This is a genomic window from Kitasatospora sp. NPDC023118, from assembly GCF_055560875.1.
This window is the reverse complement of the sequence record NZ_JBVHHW010000002.1, coordinates 199204-224773: the sequence shown is the minus strand read 5'-3', so window position 1 is coordinate 224773 and position 25570 is coordinate 199204. Positions and strand designations below refer to the sequence as shown.

Here is a 25570-nt window from a genome sequence, read left to right as displayed (position 1 = left end):
GGGCTTCGGCTTCAGCCGCTGGACGGGGACGGCGCGGGCGGCGGGGTGGCCGGGCCGCCGTCGCGGACGGTGCGGACGGTGCGGACGAGGTGGTCGAGCCGCTGGCGATCGCGCTCGGTGACCGCCAAGTCGTCGAACAGCTCGGTGAGTCGGGAGTCCGTCTCGGGCTGGTCGGCGGCACCGATCAGCCAGCCGCGCAGCACGCCCAGGGCGACGGTGCCGTAGAGGCGGTCGGTGAGGGCCGTACGCCACAGGAGGGCCAGCAGGGACCGGACCGGCGGCGGCTCCTCGGGGGCCGACAGCACCGTGACGCTGACCACGCCCCCCGGTTCGGGGCGCGGGCTCCGGGCGTACCAGTCGAGCAGCAGAGGCCGGCCCACGGCGGTGTCCTCGGTGCGCTGCGCGGCGGTCAGGAAGGTGGCCAGGGCGAGCTGCCGCAGGCCGGCCGGGCCGGAGAGCCAGCGGACCAGGGCGCGCAGGGCCTCCTCGGCCTCGGGGGAGAGCAGCAGCAGTTCGGCGGCCTCGACCAGGCCGAGCACCTGGTAGCGGTTGGGCTGGTCGACGCCCGGGGCCTGGTTGCCGAGCCGGAGCTTGGCGGCGAGCTGGTCGAGTTCCCCGGCGGTGAGCCGGTCGGCGGCCAGCGCGAAGGCCTCCAGCGCCTGGGCCGGGAGCAGCGGGCCGAGCAGGGCGTAGCAGCGGATGGCGGTCCAGCGGCGGTGGCCGTTGTCGTCGGCCGCCCAGCTGCGCAGGATGCGCGGGACGGCGGCGGTGCCCGCGTGGTACGCGAGGGCGAGGCTGTTGGCGGCCTGGACGCACAGCCGGAAGTCCTTGGCGCCGGACCACGGGCCGAGCAGTCCGCTCATCGTGGCGGAGAGGTCGACGGAGGCGAGCAGGGCGGTGGCGGAGGCCACCCGGGTGCGGACCAGGGCGCGGGAGTCGGTGGCCAGCGCGTTCAGCCAGCCGGTGATCGCGGGGCGGGCGGAGGGGTGGCTCGCCCAGACCTCGCGCAGCAGCGTGTGCGAGGTGCGGGGGTCGAGGAAGGAGGCCATCCGCTGCGGGACCGGGCCCCACGGGGTCTGCTCGGTCTCCTCGGTGAGTTCGGCCCGGGAGAGGGTCATCCGCTCCTCGATCGAGCTGCCGAAGGGCGGGATGCCGTCCGGCTCGCCGGCGGTGCGGATGGTCTCCAGCCGGCGGAAGAGGAGGTCGGCGCCCTCGGCGGCGAGCGTGTAGGGGGCGTGGTCGAAGACGGCCAGGGAGAGCAGGAACGCCTTTTCACGTAGCGGGAGTTCGGGGTCGCCGAACCAGCGGCCGACCTGTTCCTGGACGACGCCGCCGCCGAACCTGTCGAGGTCCAGGAGGTTGTCCGTCTCGGGCGAGTACTGGGACAGCCTGACCGCGAACTCGGCCAGTTCCCGGACGGGCCGCGGGTGCTTCAGGAACGCCCGGGTCGGACCGAGGGCGAGCAGCGCTTGGATCTGCGCGGCCGAGGCGTTTCCCAGCAGGGCGCGGAGATGGCTGCTCAGCACGTCCGGGGGGTTGGGGGGCTGCCAGTCGACGGTGGGCAACTCGCGCATCGCGTTGGAGCGGACGGTGGTGATGACCAGGTAGCTGTCCTGCTTGGTGAGGGTCTCGCGGAGGCGGTCGAGGTCAGGTCGGCGCAGCGGGCGGGTGCGGGAGGTCGCGTAGTCGGCGAGCAGATAGCCCTCGGCCTGTTCGGCGCCGGTGAGCAGCGCGGCGGGGGAGACGTCGGGGTCGAGGTTGCGGATCCGGCGGGCTCCCAGGTTGGCGAGCAGCGCCAGTCCGGCGTAGCGGCGGCCGGTGTCGGCCCGGCCGGTGAGGATGAGGACCCGCTGTTCGCGTAGCCGGCCGATGGCTTGCTCGTAGGTCGGTCCGTACTGGAAGACCTGGGCGAGGGCCGCGAGTTCCTCCGCCGGGACCTCGCCCGAGGCGTGCAGCGGGGCACCGAACGCGGAGCCGAGCTGGTAGACGGTGGTCTTGTGGCCGGTGACGACGTCGCCGTGGACCTGCCCGCCGGAGACGGTGTGCTGGTCGCCGCCGACGAGGCCGCCGCCGAAGCGGGGGTTGCCGCCGGCGAAGAGGAAGCCGTGGCCGGCGAAGGCGTCCGGGACGTGCTCCAGCAGTTCCTGGGCGGCCTCCCAGGCGTTCTGGGGTTCCTCCGGCGGGGCCTCCTGGAGCTCGGCGCCGTCCTGGTCGGGGTCGGCCGGCTGCTGGGCGGCCTCCTGCTCGGGGGTGGCGGTCATCGGTCACCGCCGACGGTGTTGCCGGTGTTGACGTCGCCGTGGACCTCACCGCCGGAGACGACGTGCTGGTCGCCGCCGATCAGGTTGCCGCCGAAGGACGGTGAGCCGCCGAGGAACTGGAAGGTGGCGGGGGTCCGACTCTGGGCCGGGGCGGCGGCGGGGACCGGGGCCGGGGCGGCCGAAGGGGCGGTGGAAGGGGCGGTGGAGGGGGCGGTGGAGGGGGCGGCGGCCGCGATGGGAATGCCCTGGGGGGCCGGAGGGACGGCGACCGGGGCCGGCGCCGGCTGGCCGTACAGCCAGGCGGGGAAGTCGCCCTCCTTGCCCTGGACGGTGATCCGGTGGAAGGCGCCGGTCGGCAGCCCGCCGTGGCCGTGCCGGACGACGCCCTGGTAGACCGCGTCGGAGACGCTGAGCACGCACGGGCCGTCCCGGTGCTTCAGCGCCTCCCGCAGGGCCGCCGAGTCGAGCAGCCGGAAGGCCTGGTTGAGGTCCCAGCCGACCGCGCCGCCGAGCGCTCCGCCCAGCTCCTGGACGGCGACCTCGCCCGCGGCGAGCACGATCCGCAGCCGTACCCGGGCGCTGTCGGCGGCGAGGCGGTTGTTGGCGTGCAGCAGGGTGGGGGTCTCGTTGATCAGGGCGTGCAGCAGTTTGGGTTTGGGGACGGTGGGGCTGATCAGGGCCATCACCGAGTCACCGCGGTCCTCCAACCGCTGTTCGGCGGGTTCGATGCCGGCGCTGCGCAGCGTCTCGTGCAGGACGGAGTAGAGCATCCGGCGCATGAAGGCCTGCTCGACGTCGTCCCGTCGGCCGAACTGCTCGATGTCCAACAGCAGGATGGTGTGGTTCACCGGCTCGGTCATGGTCACCTCTCGGTTCGTCATCGGGCCTCAGCCTGCCCGGTGCGGGCACGGTGGCGTGAGCGCGGGTGAGGCATTCGTTCTGTGACGGTGTGCACAGAACCTCTTTACGGATCAACGGAGTTGACCGGGCCTCCGGAGCAGGTCGGGGCGTGCGATGACCAGCGAGCGGCGGCTGGTGGCGACGATGCCGCGGTCCCGCAGGGACTTGAGCAGCCGGGCGACGGCCTCCCGGGAGGCGCCGACCGAGCCGGCCAGCTCCTGCTGGCTGAGCGGGACCGAGATGACGATGCCCGCGTCCGTCCGGCGCCCGTGGGTGCGGGCCAGTTCCAGCAGGAGGTCGGCGAGGCGCTCGCTGACGCTGAGCGAGGCGAACTTCAGCCGGTGGTGGTCGGCCGCGCGCAGCCGGTCGGTGGAGAGCGCCAGCAGCTGCATCGAGGCCGCGGGGGTGCGTTGCAGGTAGCCGGTGAAGGTGGCCCGGTCGACGGCGGCGGCCTCGACCTGCTCCAGCGCGGTGACGGTGGCCGCCCGGGGCCGTCCGCTGAGGGCGGCGGACTCGCCGACGATGTCGCCCGGTCCGCGCAGCGCGAGCAGTGCCTCGTACCCGTTCTCGGCGGCGGCGGTCACCTTCAGCCAGCCGTGCAGGACGAGCAGCACGTGGTCGGAGGGTTCGCCCTCGCGCAGCGCGGTGGACCGCGCGGGATAGCTGAGCCGGCGGCCGAGGGCGAGCAGTGCGCTGCGGTCGGCGTGGTCCAGCCTGGCCAGGAAGGGCACGCGGTCGTCGAGGCCGTGGCCGGTCGCGGGACCGGGTCCGCCGGAAGGCGTGTTGGCCATGCCTGATCAGCCCTCGTTGTGTTCGCCTCGGCAGAGGTGGGCGCGGGTGGTTGAGCGCGGGCAAACAAGCTACTCGCGAACCGGCCGCGCCGTCGGCGATTCCGCGAATTCCTCCCCCTCGCGGGGGAGCCGCGGGAACCGCTCCGGCGGGGGAGGTGGCGGAGGGGCCGCTGCGGGAGGCTTCTCGGTGTCGGGATGACGGGGCTTGTGAAGGGGGCCGGAAATGAAGCGGGTGCTGGGCGCGATGGCGATCACGGCGGCGGTGGTGCTGGGGATGCAGGGGGGCATGCCGTTCTGGGAGTCGGACCAGCACCGGACGGTCAGCTACGGGGTGGCCGAGTCGGTCAAGGAGCTGGTGGTCGACGCGGAGAACGGCGGGGTGGTGGTGACCGGCGCCGGTGACTCGGTGGAGGTCGTCGAGAAGCAGAGCTACCGGGGGGACGCGCCGAAGAGCACGCACGAGGTGAAGGACGGCGTGCTGACGCTGGGGTACTCGTGCGAGTCCTGCGGGATCGGGTACACCGTGCGGGTGCCGGCCGGGACGAAGGTGCGGGTGAAGGAGGAGAACGGCGGGGTGCGGTTGTCCGGGCTGTCCGCGGAGGTGGACGCCACGGTGGAGAACGGCGGGGTCGAGGCCACCGGGCTGACCTCCCCGACGGCGCACCTGAACGCGACCAACGGCGGGGTGCGGGCCGACTTCGCGGCGGCGCCGACCACGCTGGACGCCAAGGTCGGCAACGGCGGGGTGCGGCTGACGGTGCCGGGCGGCGAGGCGTACACGGTGGACGCCCGGGCGAAGGACGGCGGGTCGGACGTGAGCATCCCCTCGCAGCCGAGCGCGGCGCACCGCATCACCGCGGTGGCGGAGACCGGCGGTGTGACGGTGAGCGGTGCCTGATCGGGCGGTGCCTGACCGGGCGGTGCCGGAGGTTCTGCCGGTAGGGCATGATCTTCTCCGCGGGGGCGGGGTCCCCGGGTACGGGGGAGGTACGACGGTGGAGCGCGTAGCGCGCTGGCGGACATGGACGACCGGGCTGAGCCCGTACGTGCTGGACACCTTCCTGGCGGTCTGCTCGGCCGCGGTGTCGGTCTGGGCGGTCTACAACGACGACACGGACTGGCCCTGGTGGGTCTACCTGCTGGCGGTGTCCACCGCGCTGTACCTGCCCTGGCGGCGCCGGGCCTCGCTGCTCCTCCTGATCGTGGGCAGCCTGCCCTCGCTGGCGCTGTCGATCGCCGCGCACTCGGCGAACCCGCAGGTGCCGCTGTACGCCGTGATCGGGATGTACACGGTGGCGGAGCGATTCTCCGACCGGCAGCGCTGGTCGGTGCTGGCGGTGGTGGTGGTCGCCAACGTGATCGGCACCCACTCGCCGAACGGCGCGCTGTTCAGCGTGCTCACCTCGGCCGGCGGCTTCGTCTTCGGCTCCCTGGTGCGCGCCCAGCGGCAGTTGGCCCGGGTGCAGGCGGAGCGGGCGCGGGAGGCCGGTGAGCGGGCGGCGAGCGAGTCGGCGCGGGCGGTCGCGGAGGAGCGGGCCCGGATCGCCCGGGAGATGCACGACATCCTGGCGCACGCCGTGTCGCTGATGGTCATCCAGGCCGAGGCCGGGCCGCTGGTGGTGCGCGACACCCCGGACCGGGCGATCCGCGCCTTCGACACCATCGCCGACGCCGGCCGCGACGCGATGGTCCAACTGCGGCGGGTGCTCGGGGTGTTGAAGGACTCGGAGGCGGGGCAGGAGCTGGCGCCGCAGCCCAGGCTGACCGAGCTCGCCGAGGTGGCGGAGCGGGTGCGCCGGGCCGGCCTGGAGGTGGAGTTCGAACTCGCCGACGGGCTGGACGCGGTGACCGCCGACGTGCAGGCGGCGGCGTACCGGATCGTGCAGGAGGCGCTGACCAACACGGTCAAGCACTCCGGGGCCGACCGGGCCGCGATCCGGGTGCGGCGCACCGGTGACGTGCTGGAGGTCGTGGTGTCCGACAACGGGCGCGGCGTGCCGCTGAGGGTCGACCGTACGGCAGCCGGCTGGTCCGGCGGGCGCGGGCTGGTCGGCATCCGCGAGCGGGCGGCGGCCTGCGGCGGCCGGGCCGAGGCCGGTCCGGGGCCGGAGGGCAAGGGGTTCCTGGTGAGTGTCCGACTGCCGCTGGGGCCGGCGGGCGTGGTGGAGAGGGTGGGCGGATGACGTCGATACGGGTGGTGGTCGCGGACGACCAGGAGCTGGTGCGGGCCGGGTTCGGGATGATCCTGGACGCGCAGCCGGACATCGAGGTGGTGGCCGAGGCGTGCGACGGCGCCGAGGCGGTCGAGGCGGTGCGCACCCACAACCCGGACGTGCTGCTGCTGGACGTCCGGATGCCGGTGATGGACGGGCTGGAGGCGGCCCGCCGGGTGTGCGCCGAGTTCCCGTCCACCAAGGTGATCATGCTGACCACCTTCGACATCGACGACTACGTCTTCGACGCGCTGTACGCGGGCGCCAGCGGCTTCCTGCTTAAGGACGTCCGCCGGGACGACCTGGTGCACGGGGTGCGGATGGTCGCCTCGGGGGAGGCGCTGCTCGCGCCCTCGGTGACCAAGCGGCTGATCGGCGAGTTCGCCGCCCGCCGTCCGGGGGCGCCGGACCGGGCGGTGCGGCCGCCGTCCAAGCTGCTGGAGCAGCTGACCCTGCGCGAGCAGGAGACGCTGCGGCTGATCGCGCGCGGGCTGTCCAACGCGGAGATCGCGGCCGAACTGGTGGTCAGCGAGCACACCGTGAAGACGCACGTCAGCAATGTGCTGAGCAAGCTCGGGCTGCGCGACCGGGTGCACGCGGTGGTGTTCGCGTACGAGGCCGGGGCGGTGGTGGCGGGGGAGGCCTGACCGGCTCCCTCCAGCGGGGGAGGCCGGGAGTTCGCCGGTGCGGGCGATCCGCGACGAGGGCCCCGGCCGGGAGGCTCTGGGGTGTCGCAACGGATCACGGACACCACGGGAGAACCTCGCATGAACGCCCTCCGGAACAGCCGCCTCACCTGCTACGCCGCCGTCGGCGCCCCCGCGCTGATGGCCCTCTACGGCGGCATCCGCCTGGTGCCCGGCTCCCGCGCCCCGGGCCTCGGCTGGACCGCCGGGCACACCGCGATGTTCGCGGGCCTGCTGCTGTTCGCCCCGGTCCTCCTCGCCCTGCGCCGGCTGCTCGCCCCGCGCGCCACCACGGTCGGGCGGCTGGCCGCGAACACCGCGCTGGGAACGGCGTTCACCGGCCTGGCGGCCGCGCTGACGCAGATCGGGATCGACCTCTACGTCGGCCTGGTCTCGGCCACCAAGGACGAGCAGGCGCGCCTGTTCGAGCGGATCCAGGACGTCCCCGGGGTGCTGCCCGCCGTCTACGAGGTCGGCCCGCTGCTCTTCTACGTCGGCCTGCTGGCCCTGCTGGTCGCCGCCTCGGTGGGCGCGGCCCGGACGCTGCGCTGGTGGAGCCCGGTGCTGATGCTGCTCGGCACCGTCGCCTCGGCCGCCGACCTGGCCTTCATCCCGCTCGCCGCCGCCTGCTACCTCGGCGCGCTCTCCCCGCTCACCCGCCCGGCCCCGCGCCCCGCGCCCCGCGCGGCGCTGGCCTGACGGGACGTCTATATCGGTGGCCGAGGGCGGTGCGGCGGCCGTACCGTCCCGGGTATGAACGCCAAGCGTCCTCTGATCGCCGTGCTGACCGGCGCGGGCATCTCGACCGACTCCGGCATCCCCGACTACCGCGGCCCGCAGGGGTTGTGGCAGAAGGACCCGTCGGCGCAGGAGCTGGTCACCATCGGGCCGTACCGGGGCGACCCGGAGGTGCGGCGGCGGGCCTGGCGGATGCGGCTGGAGACGGGTGCGCTGGTCGCCGAGCCGAACGCCGGGCACCGGGCGCTGGTCGAGCTGGAGCGTTCCGGGCTGCCGCTGCGGGTGCTCACCCAGAACGTGGACGGGCTGCACCAGGCGGCCGGGCTGCCCGCCCGCAAGGTGCTCGAACTGCACGGCACCGCACGGGAGGTGCAGTGCCTGCGCTGCCGGGTGGCCGGGCCGATGGCGGAGGCGCTGGCGCGGGTCGAGGCGGGCGAGCCGGACCCGGCGTGCCGGGCCTGCGGGGGGATCCTCAAGCCGCGCACGGTGATGTTCGGCGAGAACCTGGACCCGGAGGTGCTGGGGAAGGCCGATGCGATCGCCCGGGCCTGCGACCTGTTCATCGCGGTCGGCACCAGCCTGCAGGTGTTCCCGGTGGCGGCGCTGCCGTACAACGCGGTGGAGACCGGGGCGAAGCTGATCATCCTGAACGCCGAGCCGACGCCGTACGACGAGGCCGCGGCCGAGGTGATCCGGGAGCCGATCTCCCAGGCGCTGCCCGAGCTGGTGCGGCGGCTGGTCGCGGAACGGGCGTGAGGGCAGGAGGCCGTGAAGGGTCTCGTGACGGACGTACCGCGTGCGTACGATGATCCTTCCGGCTTCCCCTCACGGCCTGGAGTGAACGACCGATGACGACGACGGCGAAGTTCGACCCCTGGTCGGCGGCTTTCGTGGCCCACCCGTACGACACGTACGCCGAGCTGCGCGAGCACTCGCCGGTGACGTACTTCGAGCCGACGAACCAGTGGCTCGTCTCCCGTCACGAGGACGTCAGCGCCCTGCTGCGCGACCGCCGGCTCGGCCGCACCTACACCCACCGCTTCAGCCACCGGGAGTTCGGCCGCCCCGAGCCCGACCCGGCGCACGAGCCCTTCCACACCCTCAACGACCACGGGCTGCTCGACCTGGAGGCGCCCGACCACACCCGGATCCGTCGCCTGGTCTCCAAGGCGTTCACCCCGCGCATGGTCGAGGGGCTGCGGCCGACCGTCCAGCGCCTCGCGGGCGAACTGGTCGACGGGCTGCTCGCGGCCGGCGGCGGCGACCTGATCGCCACCGTCGCCGAGCCGCTGCCGGTCGCCGTGATCGCCGAGATGCTCGGCGTCCCGGAGGGCGACCGGCCCCTGCTGCGCCCCTGGTCCGCCGACATCACCGGGATGTTCGAGCTCAACCCGAGCGAGGAGACCGCCCGCCGGGCCGTCACCGCGAGCATCGAGTTCTCCGACTACCTGCGCACCCTGATCCGCGAGCGCCGCACCACCCCCGGCACCGACCTGATCAGCGCCCTGATCCAGGCGCAGGAGGGCTCCGACGCGCTCAGCGAGCAGGAGATGGTCTCCACCTGCGTGCTGCTGCTCAACGCCGGCCACGAGGCGACCGTCAACACCACCGGCAACGGTTGGTGGGCGCTGTTCCGCAACCCCGGGGAACTCGCCCGGCTGCGCGGCTCGGTGGACGAACTGCTGCCCACCGCCGTCGAGGAACTGATGCGCTGGGACACCCCGCTGCAGATGTTCGAGCGCTGGGTGCTGGAGGACATCGAGGTCCGCGGCGTCACCATCCCGCGCGGCGCCGAGATCGCGCTCCTCTTCGGCTCCGCCAACCGCGACCCCGAGCGCTTCGCCGACCCCGACCGGCTCGACCTCGCCCGCGCCGACAACCCGCACATCACCTTCGGCGCTGGAATCCACTTCTGTCTCGGCGCCCCGCTTGCCAGACTGGAGCTCACCGAGTCCTACGGCACCCTGCTGCGCCGGGCCCCGGGCCTGCGGCTGGTCCGCGAGCCCGAGTGGAACCCGGGCTATGTGATCCGAGGGCTCAAGGAACTGCTGGTCGAGTTGTGACGAAGAGGGGGGAGCTGCCGTGGGCAAGGCGACGGGGGCACTGCTGGGGCTGGCGATCGGGGACGCGATCGGCCGGGTGACCGAGTTCAAGAGCGTCGAGGCGATCGCCGCTGACCACCCGCACTGGCGGCAACTCCCGCTGCCGCAGCGGGCGCTGGTCACCGACGACACCCAGATGACCCTCGCCCTCGGCCGCGGCCTGCGCACCGCCCTGGCGCGCGGGCCGCTGACGCCCCTGCGGCTGGAGCGGCCGGTGCGCGCGGAGTTCGTCGACTGGTGGCGCTCCCCGGAGAACAACCGTGCCCCCGGCATGACCTGCCTGCGCGCCTGCCAGCGGCTCAGCCACCCCGAGTACCGCTGGCAGCAGGCGAGCGACGTCGGCTCCAAGGGCTGCGGCGCCAACATGCGGGTCGCTCCGATCGGGCTGATCCGCGACCTGGACGCCCGGCAGCTCTCTGGCGCCGCCCAGCTGCAGTCCGCGCTCACCCACGGCCACCCGACCGCGCTCGCCGCCAGCGACCTCGCCGCCTACGCCGTCCGCCAGCTGGCCGAGGGCGTCCCGCCCGCCGGACTGCCCGCGGTGCTGCGGGCGTACGCGCTGGCGAGCCGCGAGCGGTACGACGAGTTCTGGCTCGGCGACCTCGCCGACCGCTGGTACGGCAGCTCCCCGCAGGCCGTCATCGCCCGCGGCTGGGACGACTGCCTCAAGGTCCTCGACCAGCTGGAGGCCGCGCTCGCCGCCCCCGACCCGGAGGCCGACCCGTGCCTGGCCACCGGTGAGGGCTGGGTCGCCGAGGAGGCCTTCGGCACCGGCCTGCTCTGCTTCCTGCTGCTGCCGGACGACCCGGTGGCCGCCGTGCGCCGGGCCGCCTACTCCAGCGGCGACTCCGACTCCCTCGCCTGCCTGACCGGCGCTTTCGCGGGCGCCCACCACGGCGAGGCGGTCTGGCCCGGGGAGTGGGTCGAGCGGATCGAGTACCGGGACGAACTGCTGGCGCTCGGGGCGCTCTGGGACTAGGGCACGCCCACGACGGAACCGGTCGGCGGGGTGCCGCGTCGAAGAGCCATGACGAACCGCAGCACCGGAACCCGTCGTCGCGCCGTCCGCCGCCCTGCGGCGCTGCTCCTCGCCGCCGCGCTCGCCGCGCCGCTGGTCGCCGGCTGCGGCAGCACCGGGGCCGCCACCGGCACGGAGTTGAGGGCCTCCGCACCGGCCAGTCGGCCCGCGGTGGACCCGGCCCAGCTGGCTGCCACCGCGAAGGCCACCGACGCCTTCGGCCTGGACCTCCTGCACGCCCTCACCGCGACGCCGGACGGCGCCGGGCACAACCTGGTGGTCTCGCCGTCCGGGCTGTCCACGGTGCTCGCCATGCTGATGCCCGGCGCCCGCGGCGCGACCGCCGAGGAACTCGCCAAGGCTCTGCACACCGACCTCGCCCCGAAGCAGTACGCGCTCGCCGTCGGCACGCTCGACCAGCGGACCAGGAACGGCGACCAGGTCACCCTGCACCAGGCCGACGAGGTGTGGACGCAGCAGGGCTTCCCGGTGGAGCCCGACTACCTGGCCACCCTCGCCACCGCCTTCGACGCCGGAGTGCACACCACCGACTTCAAGAAGGACCCGAGCGGCTCCCGCAAGGCCGTCAACGCGGCCGTGGAGAAGGCCACCGAGGGGCGGATCAAGGACCTCTTCGCGCCGAACGCGATCAACGGGGGCACCCGGCTGGTCCTCACCGACGCGCTCTACCTCAAGGCGAAGTGGGCCTCCGAGTTCAAGCCCGCGTACACCGCCGACCGCCCGTTCCACAAGCTCGACGCCTCCACCCCGTCCGTGCCCAGCATGAGCCAGACCGGCGAGTTCAAGTACGCCGACGGCTCCGGCGGGATCGTCGGCGAGCCCTGGCAGGCCGTCGAACTTCCCTACAAGGACGGCAACCTGGCGATGGACCTGATCGTCCCCGCCCAGGGCGGCTTCGCCGCCTTCACCAAGGGCCTGGACCAGCCGCAGCTGGACCGGATCCTCGGCGCGCTCAGCGCGCAGCCCGTCGACCTGCAGCTGCCGCGCTTCCACTTCGACACGTCCAACGAGCTCACCCCCGCGCTGCGCTCGCTGGGCGTCCACTCGGCCTTCGACGACGCCGACCTCAGCGGCATCGCCAAGGAGCCGCTCGTCGTCAGCACGGTGGTGCAGAAGGCCACCGTCCAGGTCGACGAGGAGGGCACGGTCGCGGCGGCCGGCAGCGGGGTCGGGGTGGGTGCCGCTGCGGCGCCGGCCCCGCGCCAGCCCGTCCAGCTGCACATCGACCGGCCGTTCCTGTTCCTGATCCGGGACACTTCGAACGGGCGGCCGCTGTTCCTGGGGCAGGTCACCGATCCCCAGGCCAAGTAGGACCTACCAGGCCGGGTATCGCCCGCCGAGCGCCGGATGGCCGGGGTCGCGGCTGGCGAACAGCACCAGCAGGTCGTCCGCGACGGTCAGCAGCTCGGCCCGCCCCTCGACCGCCCCGGCCCACTCGGCGGGCAGCGCCGAGGCACCGTACGCGGCCCCGACCAGGTTGCCGCAGACCGCGCCGGCGGAGTCGCTGTCCCCGGAGTGGTTCACCGACAGCAGCAGCGCGGTGCGCACCGGGTCGGGGTCGAGGGTGGCCGCCAGCAGCGAGTACACCGCGATGGCCAGGCACTCCTCGGCGATCCAGCCCAGCCCGACCCGCTCCACCGTGTCCGCCGAGGGCTCGGCCTCCTGGGCGAGCCGCACCGCCCGGGCCAGCGCCTGGACGGTCTCCTCGGACTTCGGCAGCTCGCGGATCTGCTCCACCGTCTCGCCGACCGCCGCCCACGGCTCCGTCCCGGCCGCCAGCCGCTCGACCAGCGCCGCGAAGGCGCCCGCCGCGAGGTATCCGGTCGGGTGCCCGTGGGTGAGCTGGGCGCACTGCACGGCTAGCCCGAAGGACTGCTCGACGCCCAGGCGGGCCAGCCCGAACGGCGCCGAGCGCATCACCGTGCCGCAGCCCTTGGACCCGGGGTTGATCGGCCCCGGACGCCCGATCGCGGACGGCGCCTCGAACACCGGGTGCTCGGACACCCCGCTCAGGCACGCGTTGCCCGGCGCCCGCCGCGCGTACAGGAACGGCTGAGCCAGCAGCCAGCCGTCGTACGGGCGGGGCTGCGGTTCGGTGTCCGGCTTGGACTGGTACTGGGTCCGCAGCCAGCGCCGGTAGGCGCCGTGCATCGCCTCCGGCACCGAGCCGCCGCCGCCCGTCCAGCCGCGGACGAAGCCGCGGATCAAGCCCTCGGCGGTGAACAGCGTCATCTGGGTGTCGTCGGTGACCTCGGCCAGGTCGCTCCCGGCCGGCAGCGCGGTCACGCCGCGCGGTCCGAACCTGTCCTGGATCTGGTGCAGTTGCTGGAACTCCACCGGCCAGCCCAGCGCGTCGCCGATCGCGCCGCCGAGCAGCGCGCCGCGCACCCGGTCCCGGTATCCTGACTCCGCCGCCGACTCCGTCACCGGATTTCTCCCAGGGTGCTCCCGGCTTCAGTTGGGAGGGGAATGGGTGCTTGGAGCGGAGCCGCGAAGCGGTGGAGTTCTCTACGCATCTGTACTGGCATCTCTCGTTGTCAGTGGGGTCGGCTAGCTTGTGGGTCATGACGATGCGGCAGGGTGCGGAGGAGGCCGGGTACACCCGGTACACCTACCGCCTGCGTGTGTCGTCGACCGCGTCCGTGCTTCTGGGCGAGGAGTGGGGCAGGTGCCGGTGGGTGTGGAATGAATGCGTCCACATGTCGCGCAAGGTCCATCTGCACAACCGGGCCGATCCAGAGGCGAAGCGCAGCTGCGGACCGGCCGATTTGGACAAGCTCCTGACGCAGGCGCGCGGGGCGATGGCGTGGCTGTGCGAGGGTGCGTCGGTCCCGCAGCAGCAGACCGTTCGGGACTTCGAGAAGTCCCGTGCCAAGGCGCTCAAGGACATCAAGGCCAGGCTTCCGGTGAATCGGCGTACCGGGATGCCGAAGTCGAAGAGGAAGCGCGAGGCGCGGGCGTCGCTGTACTACACGCGGCGTGGTTTCCGGATCAAGGACGGTCGTCTGCACCTCGCGGGCGGCATCGTGGTGACGTTGGTGTGGTCGCGGGAACTTCCGGGCGCACCGTCCTCGGTCCGGGTGTACCAGGACGCGATCGGGCACTGGTATGCGAGCTTCGTGGTTCCTGCGGCTGTCGAGCCGCTGCCCGCCACGGGCCGCGTCATCGGGATCGACTGGGGCGTCAAGGAGATCGCCACAACGACCAGCGACGACCACGACCTCCCCCACCCTCAGCATGGGAAGAGCGCCGCGCGGAAACTCGCCCACTACCAGCGGCAGATGGCCCGACGGCTCCAGCCGAAGGGAAAGGCGCAGACCAAGGGCTACCGCAAGGCCCGGCGGCAGGCCGCGAAACAGCACCGGAAGATCGCCGCGCACACCACCATGGACTGCGCGCACTGCGGTGCGAGAGCCAAGCACCGCCTCCCCCTCTCCGAACGGATCTATACGTGCACCGTCTGCGGGGCCTCGTCCTCCAGGGACAAGAACTCCGCGCGCGTGATGCTCGTCCGGGCTGGTCTCAACCCGGCTGGTGTCGATCGCGGAAGACCGCAGCGTCCGCCGGACGTCGCGGCAGCGTGAGCCAGGAATCCCCCGCCCCCAAGCGAGGGAGGAGTCAAGTCGAATCCCCCTTCGTTCGTTCGTGGCGGGGACCGTTCTATCAGGCGGGCCGTCAGTTGTGGATCTCGCCCCGCCCGTGCAGCGCGGCGCGGTCCGCCGCGGCCCGCCCGGCGACCCAGCCCTCGCCGTCGCTGACCCGGACCCGCTGCGAGACCAGCTTCGGGAACAGCCGGCCCACCTCCTCGTCCACCTTCGCCGAGCGGGCGGCCAGCGCGGGCAGCAGCCGCTCGTCCGGCAGCAGCTGCTCCTCGGTGCCGTCCTCGCGCAGGTGGCGGCCGGCCGCGGCGGCGCTGGTGGTCCGCTCGGTGGCGGCGGTCAGCCGCTCGCGGATCCGCGCCGCGTACGCGACCAGGAAGGACTGCCGGAACGCCTTGCTGCGGGAGTCCTTGCCGGAACCGGCCTTGTTGAGCGCGTGGGTGGCCTGCACCAGCAGTGAGGTGTAGAGCAGCTCGACGCCGTCCAGGTCGCCGTCGAAGCCGATCACGGTGCAGAAGCCGTACTCCTTCGCCCACACCACCCGGCACCGGTTCGCCGCCGCGACCGCGTCCAGCAGCATCGTCTTGGGGCCCTCGTACGGGTTGTCCACGCCGATCCGCAGCGCCGCCGGGGTGTCCCGGTCGGCACCGGCGGCGGCCAGCAGGGCCTCGTCGATGCTGTGCTGGGCCATCAGCTGCTGGGCCTTGGCGGTCAGCGCCTCGGCCTCCTCCGGGTACTCGGTGGACTCGGCCTTGGCCAGCAGCGCCCGGATCCGCGCCAGCATCCGAGGCTCCCCGGTCACCGGACCGGTGGCGTGCTGCGCCCGTACGGACTGTCCGGGTGCCGGGCCGACCGGGGCGATCGGGGGCAGCCGGCCCCAGCTGCGCAGCAGCTCCAGGACGGCGGTGGCGAGCGCGAAGCGGTCCAGCCGGTGCCGGTGGGCGAAGGCGCCGAGGTACTGCTCGTCGGCCGGCCACCAGACCTCGGTCTCCAGTTCGCGAAGCTGCTCCTGCCAGCGCCGGTCCAGGCTCGCGGCGGGGCGGCGGCGGCCCTCGGCGGCGATCAGGTCCACCGCGAGCGCCAGGTGGACGGGCTTCAGCTGGCGCCGCACCACCCGCACCAGGTCGGCCGGGCGCCAGCCCGCCGACCAGCAGCGGCCCACGGCGGTGTCCACGTACCCCAGCAGCGCCCGGCTGACCGCCGGCCACTGCCCGGCCGAGGCGGCCAGCAGCGAGGCCCCGGTGTCCAGCGCGAGGTCCAGCCCCTCGTTCGGGGCGGTGAGCACCGACCGCACCGCCTGCTCCAGCAGCGGCCCGGCGTTCCCGCCCTGCTGCGCGCGCTTGCCCACGGTGTGTCCCTGCTCTCCTCGACGGCCCGGCCTCTCCGGCCCATGATGCCGGAGCGGCCGGGCCGACCGACGAGGCCGACGGGGTCCCGGGCCTCTAGCGCTCGATCGCCTTGGCCAGGATCTCCGGGGTGCGCTCCAGCAGCCGGGCGGCCGCCAGCCGGGTGCCCAGGGTGGCGATCAGGCCGCCGTAGAGCGGGCCGACCAGCAGCACCGGCCAGGTCGGCCCGTCCGAGGTCAGCGCCCAGAGCAGGTAGCCGCCGACCGGCAGGGCGAGCAGCGCGACGCCGAACATCGAGCCGAACTGGTTGAGCAGGATCAGCCCGCCCTGCCCGGGGGCCGCGTTGCGCATCGGGTTGCTGTCGGCCGGCATGGTGTACGGCGCGAGCACGCTGAACACCGAGCCGAGCGCGACGCCGCAGCCGAGCATCGCCAGCGCGAGGCCGAGCGCGGAGGGCAGCCCGGCCCAGTCACCGGTGACGGTGGCCAGCACCAGCCCGAGCACCGTCGCGACCGGCACGGCGTACGACAGCACCGCGTACGCCCGGCCGCGCAGCTCGTCCCGGGCGTCGGCCGGGGTGCGCAGGGTGGCGGCGACCATCCAGAACGCCGAGCCGTCCATGCCGAACAGGTTGAGCATCTGCAGCCCGAGGAAGGTCCCGGTCATCGCCAGCAGGTAGACGCTCGACCAGCCCTGGACCACCGACAGCACGCAGATCACCAGCGTCATCCCGATGCTGGTGAACAGCGCCGCCTTGGCCCGCGGCTCGCGCCAGGCGTACCGCAGGTGGCGCTGCATCACCGCGCCGGTCCGGCCCTGGGGCAGGAAGCGCCAGCCGCGCGACGCCTGCACCCCGCGGGCCACCTCCAGGGTGGAGGAGTCGGCGGTGACCATCAGCTCCTGCAGGCTGCTCCGCCACCAGCGCAGCAGCAGGACCAGCAGCGCCCCGGCCGCGGCCAGCTGCAGCAGCGCCAGCGCGTACCGGCCCTGGCCGGCGGTGTGGGTGGCGTCGGCCGCGCTGATCGGCGGGATCCAGCGCAGCACCGAGGCGATCGGCTTCAGCGGGCTGAGGTCGATCGGCCCGCCCCGGCGGCCGAAGATGCTCTGCGAGCCGACGTTGGCGGCCTGGACCAGCAGCGCGAAGGCCAGCCCGCCGAAGATGGCGAAGTCCTTGCCGCGCCGGCTGGAGAGCATCCGGGCGTTGCCGGCCGCGACCGCCCGGGAGAGCGTGACCAGGCAGAGCACCGCGAGCGGCACCCCGACCACCGCAGCCGCGGCCGAGGCACCCCCCGCGGCGCCGGACAGCGCCGCGCCGGTCACCAGCACCAGGCTGATCAGCGGACCGGGCCCGATCAGCGCGGCCAGCAGCGAGCCGCGCAGCAGCGGCCCGGGCCGCAGCGGCAGCATGGTGAGCCGGGTCGGGTCGGCGCTCTCGTCGCTGGAGAACAGGAACAGCGGCAGCGCGGCCCAGCCCAGGGTGAGCACGCCGAGCAGCACCACGCCGGCGTTCGCGGAGCCGGCGTAGCGCCCGTTGAGCATCGCCAGCGCGAAGGCGACACCGCCTGCGAAGGCCAGGCCGACGACGCCGCCGATCAGGTACACGGCGGTACGGCCGGGGCTGCGGCGCAACCCGTTGCGCAGCAGCCGCAGCTTGAGCGCCACCAGGGCGCGAACCACCGTCCGCCCGTCGGGCACCGAGGCCCCGGTCACTGCCCGCCGCCGAGCTGCCCGCCGCCGAGCCGCTCGCTCCCGGCGTGTCCGCCGCCGAGCCAGCCGAGCGCCTGGCCGTCGTCCTCGCGGACGCCGATCAGGTCGAGGAAGGCCGCGTGCAGGCTGCGCTCGCCGCGGACGGCGTCCAGCGGGCCGTGGGCGATCACCCGGCCGGCGTTGACCACCGCGACCCAGTCGCAGAGCTGCTCGACCAGCTCCATCACATGGCTGGAGAAGACCACCGTGGAGCCCGCCGCCGCGTACCGCTTGAGCACGCCGCGGATGGTCTGGGCGGAGACCGGGTCGACGCCCTCGAAGGGCTCGTCGAGGAACAGCACGTCGGGGTTGTGCAGCAGCGCGGCGGCCAGCCCGATCTTCTTGCGCATGCCGGTGGAGTAGTCGGCGACCAGCTTGTCGGCGTCCCGGCCGAGGTCCAGGACGGTCAGCAGCTCCTCGGCGCGGTGGTCCACCTCGGCGCCGGGCAGGCCGCGCAGCCGGCCGGTGTACTGCAGCAGTTCGCGCCCGCTGAGCCGCTCGAACATCCGCAGGCCCTCGGGCAGGATGCCGATCCGGGCCTTGACCGTGACCGGGTCGGCCCACACGTCGGCGCCGTGCACCAGCACGGTGCCGTGGTCGGGCCGGAGCAGGCCGGTGACCATGGACAGCGTGGTGGTCTTGCCCGCGCCGTTCGGCCCGACCAGGCCGATGAAGGCCCCGGCGGGCAGTTCGAGGCTGAGCCCGGCCACGGCGGCCTGGCTGCCGAAGTGCTTCCACAGTCCCTGGATGCTGACGGCGGACGGGGTGCCCGGTCCGGGGTGCCCGGAGGGCGACGGTACTGACGCCTGCATGGCGGCCTTCTGTCTCTACTCGTGTGCGGGTGGCTGAACGGTTGTCCGGGGCCCCAGCCTGTCACTGCCCGAACGGACTGTCGCCGGCTTTGAGCATCCCCTGAGCGTGTCCGCCGAACGGGTGTGAACGCCGCCCGGAAACCGCGCCGCCTCGGCAGGCGGGCCGATTCGGCAACTACTCAGCTCCGCTGTTCGTCCTGCACTATGAGGAACAGTGAGCGCGCGCGGGGGCGCCGCGTTGCCGGGAGGTGGCGGATGTCCGTTCGACCGTGGGGCGAGTCCCGTCCCGGGCATCCGCACGGCCATCGGGCCGCGGTGCCGGGCTGGCAGGCCGCGCCCTCCCCGCAGGCGGCGATGCGGGCGAGCCACGCGGACCGGGACCGGACGGTGGACGTGCTGAAGGCCGGCTTCGCCGAGGGCAGGCTCTCCGCCGAGGAGTACGAGCAGCGCCACGAGGCGGCCGCCCTGGCGCGCACCTACGGCGAGCTGGCCGCACTGGTGGCCGACCTGCCGGCCGGGCCGATGGTGGCGCCGCCGCTCCAGGCCGCGCAGCCGGTCCCGGCGACCTTCCTGCCGCCCCCCGCGCCGCAGGTCCGCCCCACCAACGTGCTGGCGGTGGTCTCCCTGGTGTGCGGCCTGACCGGCTTCCTGGCGCTGCCGGTGCTGCCGGCGGTGATCACCGGCCACATCGCCCGGGCGCAGATCCGCGAGCGCAACATGAACGGGGACGGGGCGGCCGTCCTCGGGCTGGTCCTCGGCTACCTGGGCACGGCCTTCTGGGCCCTGACGATCCTGCTGGGCATCGCGTAGCCCGTCCGCCCTCCCCGTCCGCGGCTCCGCCGGACGCTCCGCTGGCAGGTGGCCGTCGACTGTGGTAGAGCGGGTGGAGACGGCCCGACACCGACCGGTCGCGCACGGGACACCGTGGCGACACCCGGCCGAAGGCCGCGACCTGCGGCGTTGCATTTGTTTTGACCGAGCCCCATGCGCTAGGTACGCTCTGACCTTGTGCCTGGGGTGTCCCCGGGTCCTTGTGCGTGCATGCACACCGGTCGCCGCGCCGAGCCGGAGCGCCTCCCAGCGCGCCGCGCGTAGAGCGCCGTCGCTGTACATCAGCTCATGGGATTCCGTGTCGGAATAGCCCAACACACCCGACCGCGTGGGTCGACCACGGGGTCGTGTGCGAGGGAACACCGCAGGTTAGTTCCACCAAGCCTTGGCACACAGAAAACGGAGAAACGGTGCCTACGATCCAGCAGCTGGTCCGAAAGGGCCGGCAGGACAAGGTCGAGAAGAACAAGACTCCCGCGCTGAAGGGCTCCCCGCAGCGCCGTGGGGTCTGCACGCGTGTGTACACGACCACCCCGAAGAAGCCGAACTCGGCGCTTCGCAAGGTCGCCCGTGTGCGCCTCACCAGCGGGATCGAGGTCACCGCTTACATCCCGGGCGAGGGCCACAACCTGCAGGAGCACTCCATCGTGCTGGTGCGCGGTGGTCGTGTGAAGGACCTTCCTGGTGTCCGCTACAAGATCATCCGCGGTTCGCTCGACACCCAGGGTGTCAAGAACCGCAAGCAGGCCCGCAGCCGCTACGGCGCCAAGAAGGAGAAGTAAGAATGCCTCGTAAGGGCCCCGCCCCGAAGCGCCCGGTCATCATCGACCCGGTCTACGGCTCCCCGGTCGTCACCCAGCTGGTCAACAAGATCCTGCTGCACGGCAAGCGCTCCACCGCCGAGCGGATCGTGTACGGCGCCCTCGAGGGCGTCCGCGAGAAGACCGGCTCGGACCCGGTCGTCACGCTGAAGCGCGCGCTGGAGAACGTGAAGCCGGCCCTCGAGGTCAAGTCCCGCCGTGTCGGTGGCGCGACCTACCAGGTTCCGGTCGAGGTCCGTCCGGGCCGCGCCAGCACCCTGGCGCTGCGCTGGATGGTCGGTTACTCCCGCGCCCGTCGCGAGAAGACCATGACCGAGCGCCTGATGAACGAGATCCTCGACGCCAGCAACGGCCTGGGCGCTTCCGTGAAGCGTCGCGAGGACACCCACAAGATGGCCGAGTCCAACAAGGCCTTCGCGCACTACCGCTGGTAGTCCGTACCACGTCACTAGACAGAGAGAGAACGAGCCACCATGGCTGCAACCTCCCTTGACCTCGCCAGGGTCCGCAACATCGGGATCATGGCGCACATCGACGCGGGCAAGACCACCACCACCGAGCGGATCCTGTTCTACACCGGTGTCTCGTACAAGATCGGTGAGGTCCACGATGGCGCTGCCACCATGGACTGGATGGAGCAGGAGCAGGAGCGCGGCATCACGATCACGTCGGCCGCGACGACCTGCCACTGGACGGTCGACGGCGTCGACAACACCATCAACATCATCGACACCCCGGGGCACGTCGACTTCACCGTCGAGGTGGAGCGCTCGCTGCGCGTCCTCGACGGTGCCGTGACGGTGTTCGACGGTGTCGCCGGTGTCGAGCCCCAGTCCGAGACCGTGTGGCGGCAGGCTGACCGCTACGGCGTCCCGCGCATCTGCTTCATCAACAAGCTGGACCGCACGGGCGCGAACTTCTTCTTCTGCGTCGACACCATCGTGGAGCGCCTCGGCGCCACCCCGCTGGTGATGCAGCTCCCGATCGGTGCCGAGGCGGACTTCCAGGGCGTTGTCGACCTGGTCCGCATGAAGGCTCTGGTCTGGTCCGCCGAGGCCGCCAAGGGCGAGATGTACGACATCGTCGACATCCCGGCCGAGCTGCAGGAGCAGGCCGCGGAGTACCGCGAGCAGCTGATCGACACCGTCTCGAACGTCAGCGACGAGATCATGGAGCTCGCCCTCGAGGGCGAGGAGATCCCGGTCGAGCTGCTGCAGGACGCGATCCGCAAGGGCACCCTGAACTCGGACTTCACCCCGATCTTCTGCGGTACCGCCTTCAAGAACAAGGGCGTTCAGCCCCTGCTCGACGCGGTCGTCAAGTACCTGCCGTCGCCGCTGGACATCGAGTCCATCGAGGGCACCAAGCCCAACGACCCGGACACCAAGATCTCCCGCAAGGCCTCGGACGACGAGCCGCTGGCCGCGCTGGCGTTCAAGATCATGTCCGACCCGCACCTGGGCAAGCTCACCTTCGTCCGGATCTACTCCGGTCGCCTGGAGTCCGGCACCTCCGTGCTGAACGCCGTGAAGGGCAAGAAGGAGCGCATCGGCAAGATCTACCGTATGCACGCGAACAAGCGTGAGGAGATCGAGTCGGTGGGCGCCGGCGACATCGTCGCCGTCATGGGCCTGAAGCAGACCACCACCGGTGAGACGCTGGCCGACGAGAAGAACCCGGTCATCCTGGAGTCCATGGACTTCCCGGCCCCGGTCATCCGCGTCGCCATCGAGCCCAAGTCCAAGGGTGACCAGGAGAAGCTGGGTGTCGCCATCCAGCGTCTCGCCGAGGAGGACCCGTCCTTCCAGGTCAACACGGACGAGGAGACCGGCCAGACCATCATCGCGGGTATGGGCGAGCTGCACCTTGAGGTGCTCGTCGACCGTATGCGCCGTGAGTTCAAGGTCGAGGCCAACGTCGGCAAGCCGCAGGTCGCGTACCGCGAGACGATCCGTCAGGCCGTCGAGCGCATCGACTACACCCACAAGAAGCAGACCGGTGGTTCCGGTCAGTTCGCCAAGGTGCAGATCGCGATCGAGCCGCTCGAGCAGGCCGAGGGCTACGAGTTCGTCAACCTGGTCACCGGTGGCCGCGTGCCGCGCGAGTACATCCCGTCGGTCGACGCCGGTTGCCAGGAGGCCATGGAGTTCGGTGTTCTCGCCGGCTACCCGCTGCAGGGTGTCCGCGTGAAGCTGCTCGACGGCCAGTCGCACGACGTCGACTCCTCCGAGCTCGCGTTCAAGATCGCCGGTTCGATGGCCTTCAAGGAAGGCGCCAAGAAGGCCAAGCCGGTCCTTCTTGAGCCGATGATGGCCGTCGAGGTCACCACGCCCGAGGACTACATGGGCGACGTGATCGGTGACATCAACTCTCGCCGTGGCCAGATCCGGTCCATGGACGAGCGTCACGGTGCCCGCGTCGTCACGGCGCTGGTGCCCCTCTCCGAGATGTTCGGCTACGTCGGTGACCTGCGCAGCAAGACCTCTGGTCGCGCCAGCTACTCGATGCAGTTCGACTCGTACGCCGAGGTCCCCAAGGCCGTGGCTGAGGAGATCATCGCCAAGTCCAAGGGCGAGTGAGGTCCGGCTCTGCCGGCTTCAGAATCAGTCCGACATTCGGGATGATTCCGACCCCTTAGGCTATTAGGAGGCGACCCGGGAGGATCCGGACGGATCCTCCCGGGGCCTCCGGCCCCTACCCGCGGGACGGTACGAGGTGCTTCCGGCACCACGGACCAAGCCCGATCAAGACCAACTGACGTCAGCACGGCGTACAGGAACTGTCCTCAGGAGGACTGCAGTGGCGAAGGCGAAGTTCGAGCGGACGAAGCCCCACGTCAACATCGGCACCATCGGTCACATCGACCACGGTAAGACGACCCTTACCGCGGCCATCACCAAGGTGCTGCACGACGCGTACCCGGAGATCAACCCCTTCACGCCGTTCGACCAGATCGACAAGGCGCCGGAGGAGCGGCAGCGCGGTATCACCATCTCGATCGCGCACGTCGAGTACCAGACCGAGGCGCGTCACTACGCCCACGTCGACTGCCCGGGTCACGCGGACTACATCAAGAACATGATCACCGGTGCGGCCCAGATGGACGGTGCGATCCTCGTCGTCGCCGCCACCGACGGCCCGATGCCGCAGACCAAGGAGCACGTCCTCCTGGCCCGCCAGGTCGGCGTCCCCTACATCGTCGTCGCCCTGAACAAGGCCGACATGGTGGACGACGAGGAGATCCTGGAGCTCGTCGAGCTCGAGGTCCGTGAGCTGCTCTCCGAGTACGAGTTCCCGGGCGACGACCTGCCGGTCGTCCGCGTCTCCGCCCTGAAGGCCCTCGAGGGCGACAAGGAGTGGGGCGAGAAGCTCCTCGGCCTCATGCACGCGGTCGACGAGAACATCCCCACCCCGGCCCGCGCCGTGGACCAGCCGTTCCTGATGCCGATCGAGGACGTCTTCACGATCACCGGTCGTGGCACCGTCGTCACCGGTCGTATCGAGCGCGGCATCCTCAAGGTCAACGAGACCGTCGACATCATCGGCATCAAGACCGAGAAGACCACCACCACGGTCACCGGCATCGAGATGTTCCGCAAGCTGCTCGACGAGGGCCAGGCCGGTGAGAACGTCGGTCTGCTGCTCCGTGGCATCAAGCGCGAGGACGTCGAGCGCGGCCAGGTCATCATCAAGCCGGGTTCGGTTACCCCGCACACCGACTTCGAGGCCCAGGCCTACATCCTGTCGAAGGACGAGGGTGGCCGTCACACCCCGTTCTTCAACAACTACCGCCCGCAGTTCTACTTCCGTACCACGGACGTGACCGGCGTCGTGACCCTCCCCGAGGGCACCGAGATGGTCATGCCGGGCGACAACACCGCCATGACCGTCGCGCTGATCCAGCCCGTCGCCATGGAGGAGGGCCTGAAGTTCGCCATCCGTGAGGGTGGCCGCACCGTCGGCGCCGGCCAGGTCACCAAGATCGTCAAGTAATTGACGCTCTGACCTGCCTGCCTGGTCAGGCCAGTCCGAAGGGCCCCACGCACCCGCGGGTGCGTGGGGCCCTTCGGCGTCTCACCCCGCGCTCACCTGGCGCACTTCCTCTCACAGGCAGCTCATGGCCGACTGTTATGGTCGGCTCACCATCCAGCCCCGCCGTCGCGGAAAGTGGGATCCAACGCATGTCTACGGCACCGCTGTTGTCGGTCGTGATGCCGATCTACAACGAGCAGGAGGCGCTCCCGCTGACCGTCGAGCGGCTGCGTCCCATCCTGGACGGGCTGGGCGTCGACTACGAGGTCGTCGGCGTGGACGACGGCAGCAGGGACGCCACACCCGTGCTGATGCAGAAGATCCGCCAGGACTGGCCGGAGTTCCGGATCGTCCGCTTCGCCCGCAACTCCGGGCACCAGGCCGCGCTCACCGCCGGCATCCACCGCGCCTTCGGCGACTACGTCGTCTCCATCGACGCCGATCTGCAGGATCCGCCGGAGAAGATCCCCGAGATGCTGGCGCTCGCCCGCGAGCAGAACCTCGACATCGTCTACGGCGTCCGTGGCGACCGCGGCACCGACACGTTCTTCAAGCGGCAGACCGCCGGGGCGTACTACTGGCTGATGCGCAAGCTGGTCGGCAAGCGGATGCCCAATCAGGCGGGCGACTTCCGGCTGCTCAGCCGGGCCGCGGTCGACGCGCTCAAGGCGATGCCCGAGCACCAGCCGGTCTACCGGCTGCTCGTGCCGTGGCTGGGCTTCCCCAGCGGCGAGGTCGTTTACGTGCGAGAGGAACGGGTGGCCGGCAGCACCCACTACCCGCTGTCCAAGATGGTCAGCCTCGCCCTCGACAGCGTTACCAACTTCTCCGCGAGCCCGCTGCGACTCGCCACCTGGCTCGGCCTGTTCAGCTTCCTGATCTGCATCGTCCTGGGCGTCTACACGACGGTCTCGTACGCGCTCGGCTCCGCCGTGCCCGGCTGGTCCTCGCTGTTCATCGCGATGCTCTTCATCGGGGCGGTCCAGCTGATCTGCGTCGGCCTGCTCGGCGAGTACGTCGGCCGGATCTACTCGGCCGTGCAGGCGCGGCCGGCCTACTTCGTCGGGTATGACTCGGCCGATGAGCCGGCCGAGGCTGCCGTGACGGAACTCTCCGATCGGACGAGCTAGCTAGCGCGACGGGGACCTGGCGCGGCACTCGCGCGGGACAGGAACATCGGACAGGTCCGAGGCAGGCCGCTCCCGACGTCGGGCTCGCCGGCCGGTGGCTCCGTCCACGGCCACGGCGCTCGCGCGCACCGACCGTCCCGCAGCGCGCTTCCTCGCCCACCCCGGCGGCCGATGTCGCCGTGGTCGGGACGCTGTGGGCCTCGGGCACCCCAGTGGTGGACGTCGCCCGCTATCTGGTCTACGTGCTCTGGGGCGTCCTGCTCCCGGGAACGCTGGTGTTCCGCGTCCTGCGGAGCCACCCGTACACGAGGACCTGATGCTCGGCGCGGTGACCGGCCTGGTGCTCGAACTGGCGGCCTGGGCCGTAGCCGTCGGTCTCGGTCTGCAGGCGCTCGCCGTGCTCTGGCCGCTCGCCGTGGTGGTCTCGTGCGAGGTGGTGCCCGCGTTCCGTCGGCACTGGCGGCCCCGAAGGTACGCGTGGCTGCCAGCTGGCTGGCTGGTCCTGGTTGTGGCGGGCATCGTC

General features: G+C 72.1%; 23 protein-coding genes. 16 read left to right on the top strand and 7 right to left on the bottom strand.

All coding sequences use genetic code 11. The annotated features are described in order from the left end of the window. Positions 1–11 precede the first annotated feature (11 nt). From ACZ3UD_RS03465 to ACZ3UD_RS03455, 3 genes are all read right to left on the bottom strand, one after another. The gene (locus ACZ3UD_RS03465; protein ID WP_465581724.1) at positions 12–2261 is read right to left on the bottom strand and encodes a hypothetical protein; all 2250 of its coding nucleotides are present in this window, start codon (positions 2259–2261) and stop codon (positions 12–14) included. Then, the gene (locus ACZ3UD_RS03460) at positions 2258–3142 is read right to left on the bottom strand and encodes a hypothetical protein (RefSeq protein WP_465581722.1); all 885 of its coding nucleotides are present in this window, start codon (positions 3140–3142) and stop codon (positions 2258–2260) included. Before ACZ3UD_RS03460 ends, ACZ3UD_RS03465 begins: the two co-directional genes overlap by 4 nt. Before the next feature lie 90 nt (positions 3143–3232). Further along, complete coding sequence (locus ACZ3UD_RS03455; protein ID WP_465581720.1) at positions 3233–3952, bottom strand: Crp/Fnr family transcriptional regulator; 720 nt, start codon at positions 3950–3952, stop codon at positions 3233–3235. Positions 3953–4175: 223 nt separating this feature from the next. Here ACZ3UD_RS03455 and ACZ3UD_RS03450 point away from each other — a divergent pair, with 223 nt between their 5' ends. The 8 genes from ACZ3UD_RS03450 (at position 4176) to ACZ3UD_RS03415 (ending at position 12041) form a co-directional block, all read left to right on the top strand. After that, entirely contained in the window at positions 4176–4850 is a 675-nt protein-coding gene (locus tag ACZ3UD_RS03450; RefSeq protein WP_465581718.1) for a DUF4097 family beta strand repeat-containing protein, read from the top strand. A gap of 97 nt (positions 4851–4947) precedes the next feature. Beyond that, entirely contained in the window at positions 4948–6135 is a 1188-nt protein-coding gene (locus ACZ3UD_RS03445; RefSeq protein WP_465581716.1) for a sensor histidine kinase, read from the top strand. Next, positions 6132–6812: a response regulator gene (locus ACZ3UD_RS03440; protein ID WP_465581714.1), complete on the top strand. Its 681-nt coding sequence runs from the start codon at positions 6132–6134 to the stop codon at positions 6810–6812. The genes ACZ3UD_RS03445 and ACZ3UD_RS03440 overlap by 4 nt, the downstream gene beginning before the upstream one ends. Positions 6813–6932: 120 nt before the next feature. Beyond that, positions 6933–7550: a hypothetical protein gene (locus ACZ3UD_RS03435; RefSeq protein WP_465581712.1), complete on the top strand. Its 618-nt coding sequence runs from the start codon at positions 6933–6935 to the stop codon at positions 7548–7550. Between the two features lie 54 nt (positions 7551–7604). Further along, positions 7605–8345: an SIR2 family NAD-dependent protein deacylase gene (locus ACZ3UD_RS03430; protein WP_465581710.1), complete on the top strand. Its 741-nt coding sequence runs from the start codon at positions 7605–7607 to the stop codon at positions 8343–8345. Positions 8346–8437: 92 nt separating this feature from the next. Further along, entirely contained in the window at positions 8438–9652 is a 1215-nt protein-coding gene (locus tag ACZ3UD_RS03425; RefSeq protein WP_465581708.1) for a cytochrome P450, read from the top strand. Between the two features lie 19 nt (positions 9653–9671). Continuing rightward, positions 9672–10670, top strand: a complete 999-nt coding sequence (locus tag ACZ3UD_RS03420) for an ADP-ribosylglycohydrolase family protein (RefSeq protein ID WP_465581706.1) — start codon at positions 9672–9674, stop codon at positions 10668–10670. A 48-nt stretch (positions 10671–10718) separates the two neighbouring features. Beyond that, positions 10719–12041 carry a serpin family protein gene (locus tag ACZ3UD_RS03415; protein WP_465581704.1) on the top strand — a complete coding sequence of 441 codons (1323 nt, stop codon included), beginning with the start codon at positions 10719–10721 and terminating at the stop codon, positions 12039–12041. Between the two features lie 3 nt (positions 12042–12044). Here the strand turns inward: ACZ3UD_RS03415 and ACZ3UD_RS03410 are convergent, their stop codons facing one another. Then, positions 12045–13157, bottom strand: a complete 1113-nt coding sequence (locus ACZ3UD_RS03410; protein WP_465581702.1) for an ADP-ribosylglycohydrolase family protein — start codon at positions 13155–13157, stop codon at positions 12045–12047. A 137-nt stretch (positions 13158–13294) separates the two neighbouring features. Between ACZ3UD_RS03410 and ACZ3UD_RS03405 the strand changes: the two genes are divergently transcribed. Beyond that, positions 13295–14314 carry an RNA-guided endonuclease InsQ/TnpB family protein gene (locus ACZ3UD_RS03405; RefSeq protein WP_465581700.1) on the top strand — a complete coding sequence of 340 codons (1020 nt, stop codon included), beginning with the start codon at positions 13295–13297 and terminating at the stop codon, positions 14312–14314. A 91-nt stretch (positions 14315–14405) separates the two neighbouring features. Here ACZ3UD_RS03405 and ACZ3UD_RS03400 read toward each other — a convergent pair whose 3' ends face one another. From ACZ3UD_RS03400 to ACZ3UD_RS03390, 3 genes are all read right to left on the bottom strand, one after another. Next, positions 14406–15677: a DUF2786 domain-containing protein gene (locus ACZ3UD_RS03400; RefSeq protein WP_465581698.1), complete on the bottom strand. Its 1272-nt coding sequence runs from the start codon at positions 15675–15677 to the stop codon at positions 14406–14408. A gap of 94 nt (positions 15678–15771) precedes the next feature. Further along, positions 15772–17385 carry a transporter gene (locus ACZ3UD_RS03395; RefSeq protein WP_465581696.1) on the bottom strand — a complete coding sequence of 538 codons (1614 nt, stop codon included), beginning with the start codon at positions 17383–17385 and terminating at the stop codon, positions 15772–15774. Continuing rightward, the gene (locus ACZ3UD_RS03390; protein ID WP_465581694.1) at positions 17382–18233 is read right to left on the bottom strand and encodes an ABC transporter ATP-binding protein; all 852 of its coding nucleotides are present in this window, start codon (positions 18231–18233) and stop codon (positions 17382–17384) included. Before ACZ3UD_RS03390 ends, ACZ3UD_RS03395 begins: the two co-directional genes overlap by 4 nt. 255 nt (positions 18234–18488) lie before the next feature. Here ACZ3UD_RS03390 and ACZ3UD_RS03385 point away from each other — a divergent pair, with 255 nt between their 5' ends. The 7 genes from ACZ3UD_RS03385 (at position 18489) to ACZ3UD_RS03355 (ending at position 25364) form a co-directional block, all read left to right on the top strand. After that, entirely contained in the window at positions 18489–19043 is a 555-nt protein-coding gene (locus ACZ3UD_RS03385) for a DUF1707 and DUF4190 domain-containing protein (RefSeq protein ID WP_465581692.1), read from the top strand. 431 nt (positions 19044–19474) lie between these two features. Beyond that, positions 19475–19846, top strand: coding sequence for a 30S ribosomal protein S12 (gene rpsL, locus ACZ3UD_RS03380; protein WP_014144289.1), 372 nt, complete (start codon positions 19475–19477; stop codon positions 19844–19846). Positions 19847–19848: 2 nt separating this feature from the next. After that, complete coding sequence (gene rpsG / locus ACZ3UD_RS03375; protein WP_030055803.1) at positions 19849–20319, top strand: 30S ribosomal protein S7; 471 nt, start codon at positions 19849–19851, stop codon at positions 20317–20319. A gap of 39 nt (positions 20320–20358) precedes the next feature. Beyond that, positions 20359–22464, top strand: a complete 2106-nt coding sequence (fusA, locus tag ACZ3UD_RS03370) for an elongation factor G (RefSeq protein ID WP_465581690.1) — start codon at positions 20359–20361, stop codon at positions 22462–22464. A gap of 220 nt (positions 22465–22684) precedes the next feature. Further along, positions 22685–23878: an elongation factor Tu gene (gene tuf, locus ACZ3UD_RS03365; RefSeq protein WP_030280743.1), complete on the top strand. Its 1194-nt coding sequence runs from the start codon at positions 22685–22687 to the stop codon at positions 23876–23878. 188 nt (positions 23879–24066) lie between these two features. Beyond that, complete coding sequence (locus ACZ3UD_RS03360; protein ID WP_465581687.1) at positions 24067–25047, top strand: glycosyltransferase family 2 protein; 981 nt, start codon at positions 24067–24069, stop codon at positions 25045–25047. 179 nt (positions 25048–25226) lie between these two features. Further along, positions 25227–25364, top strand: a complete 138-nt coding sequence (locus ACZ3UD_RS03355; RefSeq protein ID WP_465582080.1) for a hypothetical protein — start codon at positions 25227–25229, stop codon at positions 25362–25364. The last annotated feature ends 206 nt before the right edge of the window (positions 25365–25570 follow it).

Bases quoted from the DNA above. Each gene is read 5' to 3' on its own strand.
- ACZ3UD_RS03440 (WP_465581714.1), top strand. From the start codon at position 6,132: ATGACGTCGATACGGGTGGTGGTCGCGGACGACCAGGAGCTGGTGCGG.
- ACZ3UD_RS03390 (WP_465581694.1), bottom strand. From the start codon at position 18,233: ATGCAGGCGTCAGTACCGTCGCCCTCCGGGCACCCCGGACCGGGCACC.
- ACZ3UD_RS03415 (WP_465581704.1), top strand. From the start codon at position 10,719: ATGACGAACCGCAGCACCGGAACCCGTCGTCGCGCCGTCCGCCGCCCT.
- ACZ3UD_RS03360 (WP_465581687.1), top strand. From the start codon at position 24,067: ATGTCTACGGCACCGCTGTTGTCGGTCGTGATGCCGATCTACAACGAG.
- ACZ3UD_RS03460 (WP_465581722.1), bottom strand. From the start codon at position 3,142: ATGACGAACCGAGAGGTGACCATGACCGAGCCGGTGAACCACACCATC.
- ACZ3UD_RS03430 (WP_465581710.1), top strand. From the start codon at position 7,605: ATGAACGCCAAGCGTCCTCTGATCGCCGTGCTGACCGGCGCGGGCATC.
- ACZ3UD_RS03425 (WP_465581708.1), top strand. From the start codon at position 8,438: ATGACGACGACGGCGAAGTTCGACCCCTGGTCGGCGGCTTTCGTGGCC.
- ACZ3UD_RS03455 (WP_465581720.1), bottom strand. From the start codon at position 3,952: ATGGCCAACACGCCTTCCGGCGGACCCGGTCCCGCGACCGGCCACGGC.
- ACZ3UD_RS03435 (WP_465581712.1), top strand. From the start codon at position 6,933: ATGAACGCCCTCCGGAACAGCCGCCTCACCTGCTACGCCGCCGTCGGC.
- ACZ3UD_RS03385 (WP_465581692.1), top strand. From the start codon at position 18,489: ATGTCCGTTCGACCGTGGGGCGAGTCCCGTCCCGGGCATCCGCACGGC.
- ACZ3UD_RS03405 (WP_465581700.1), top strand. From the start codon at position 13,295: ATGACGATGCGGCAGGGTGCGGAGGAGGCCGGGTACACCCGGTACACC.
- fusA (WP_465581690.1), top strand. From the start codon at position 20,359: ATGGCTGCAACCTCCCTTGACCTCGCCAGGGTCCGCAACATCGGGATC.
- ACZ3UD_RS03465 (WP_465581724.1), bottom strand. From the start codon at position 2,261: ATGACCGCCACCCCCGAGCAGGAGGCCGCCCAGCAGCCGGCCGACCCC.
- rpsG (WP_030055803.1), top strand. From the start codon at position 19,849: ATGCCTCGTAAGGGCCCCGCCCCGAAGCGCCCGGTCATCATCGACCCG.
- ACZ3UD_RS03450 (WP_465581718.1), top strand. From the start codon at position 4,176: ATGAAGCGGGTGCTGGGCGCGATGGCGATCACGGCGGCGGTGGTGCTG.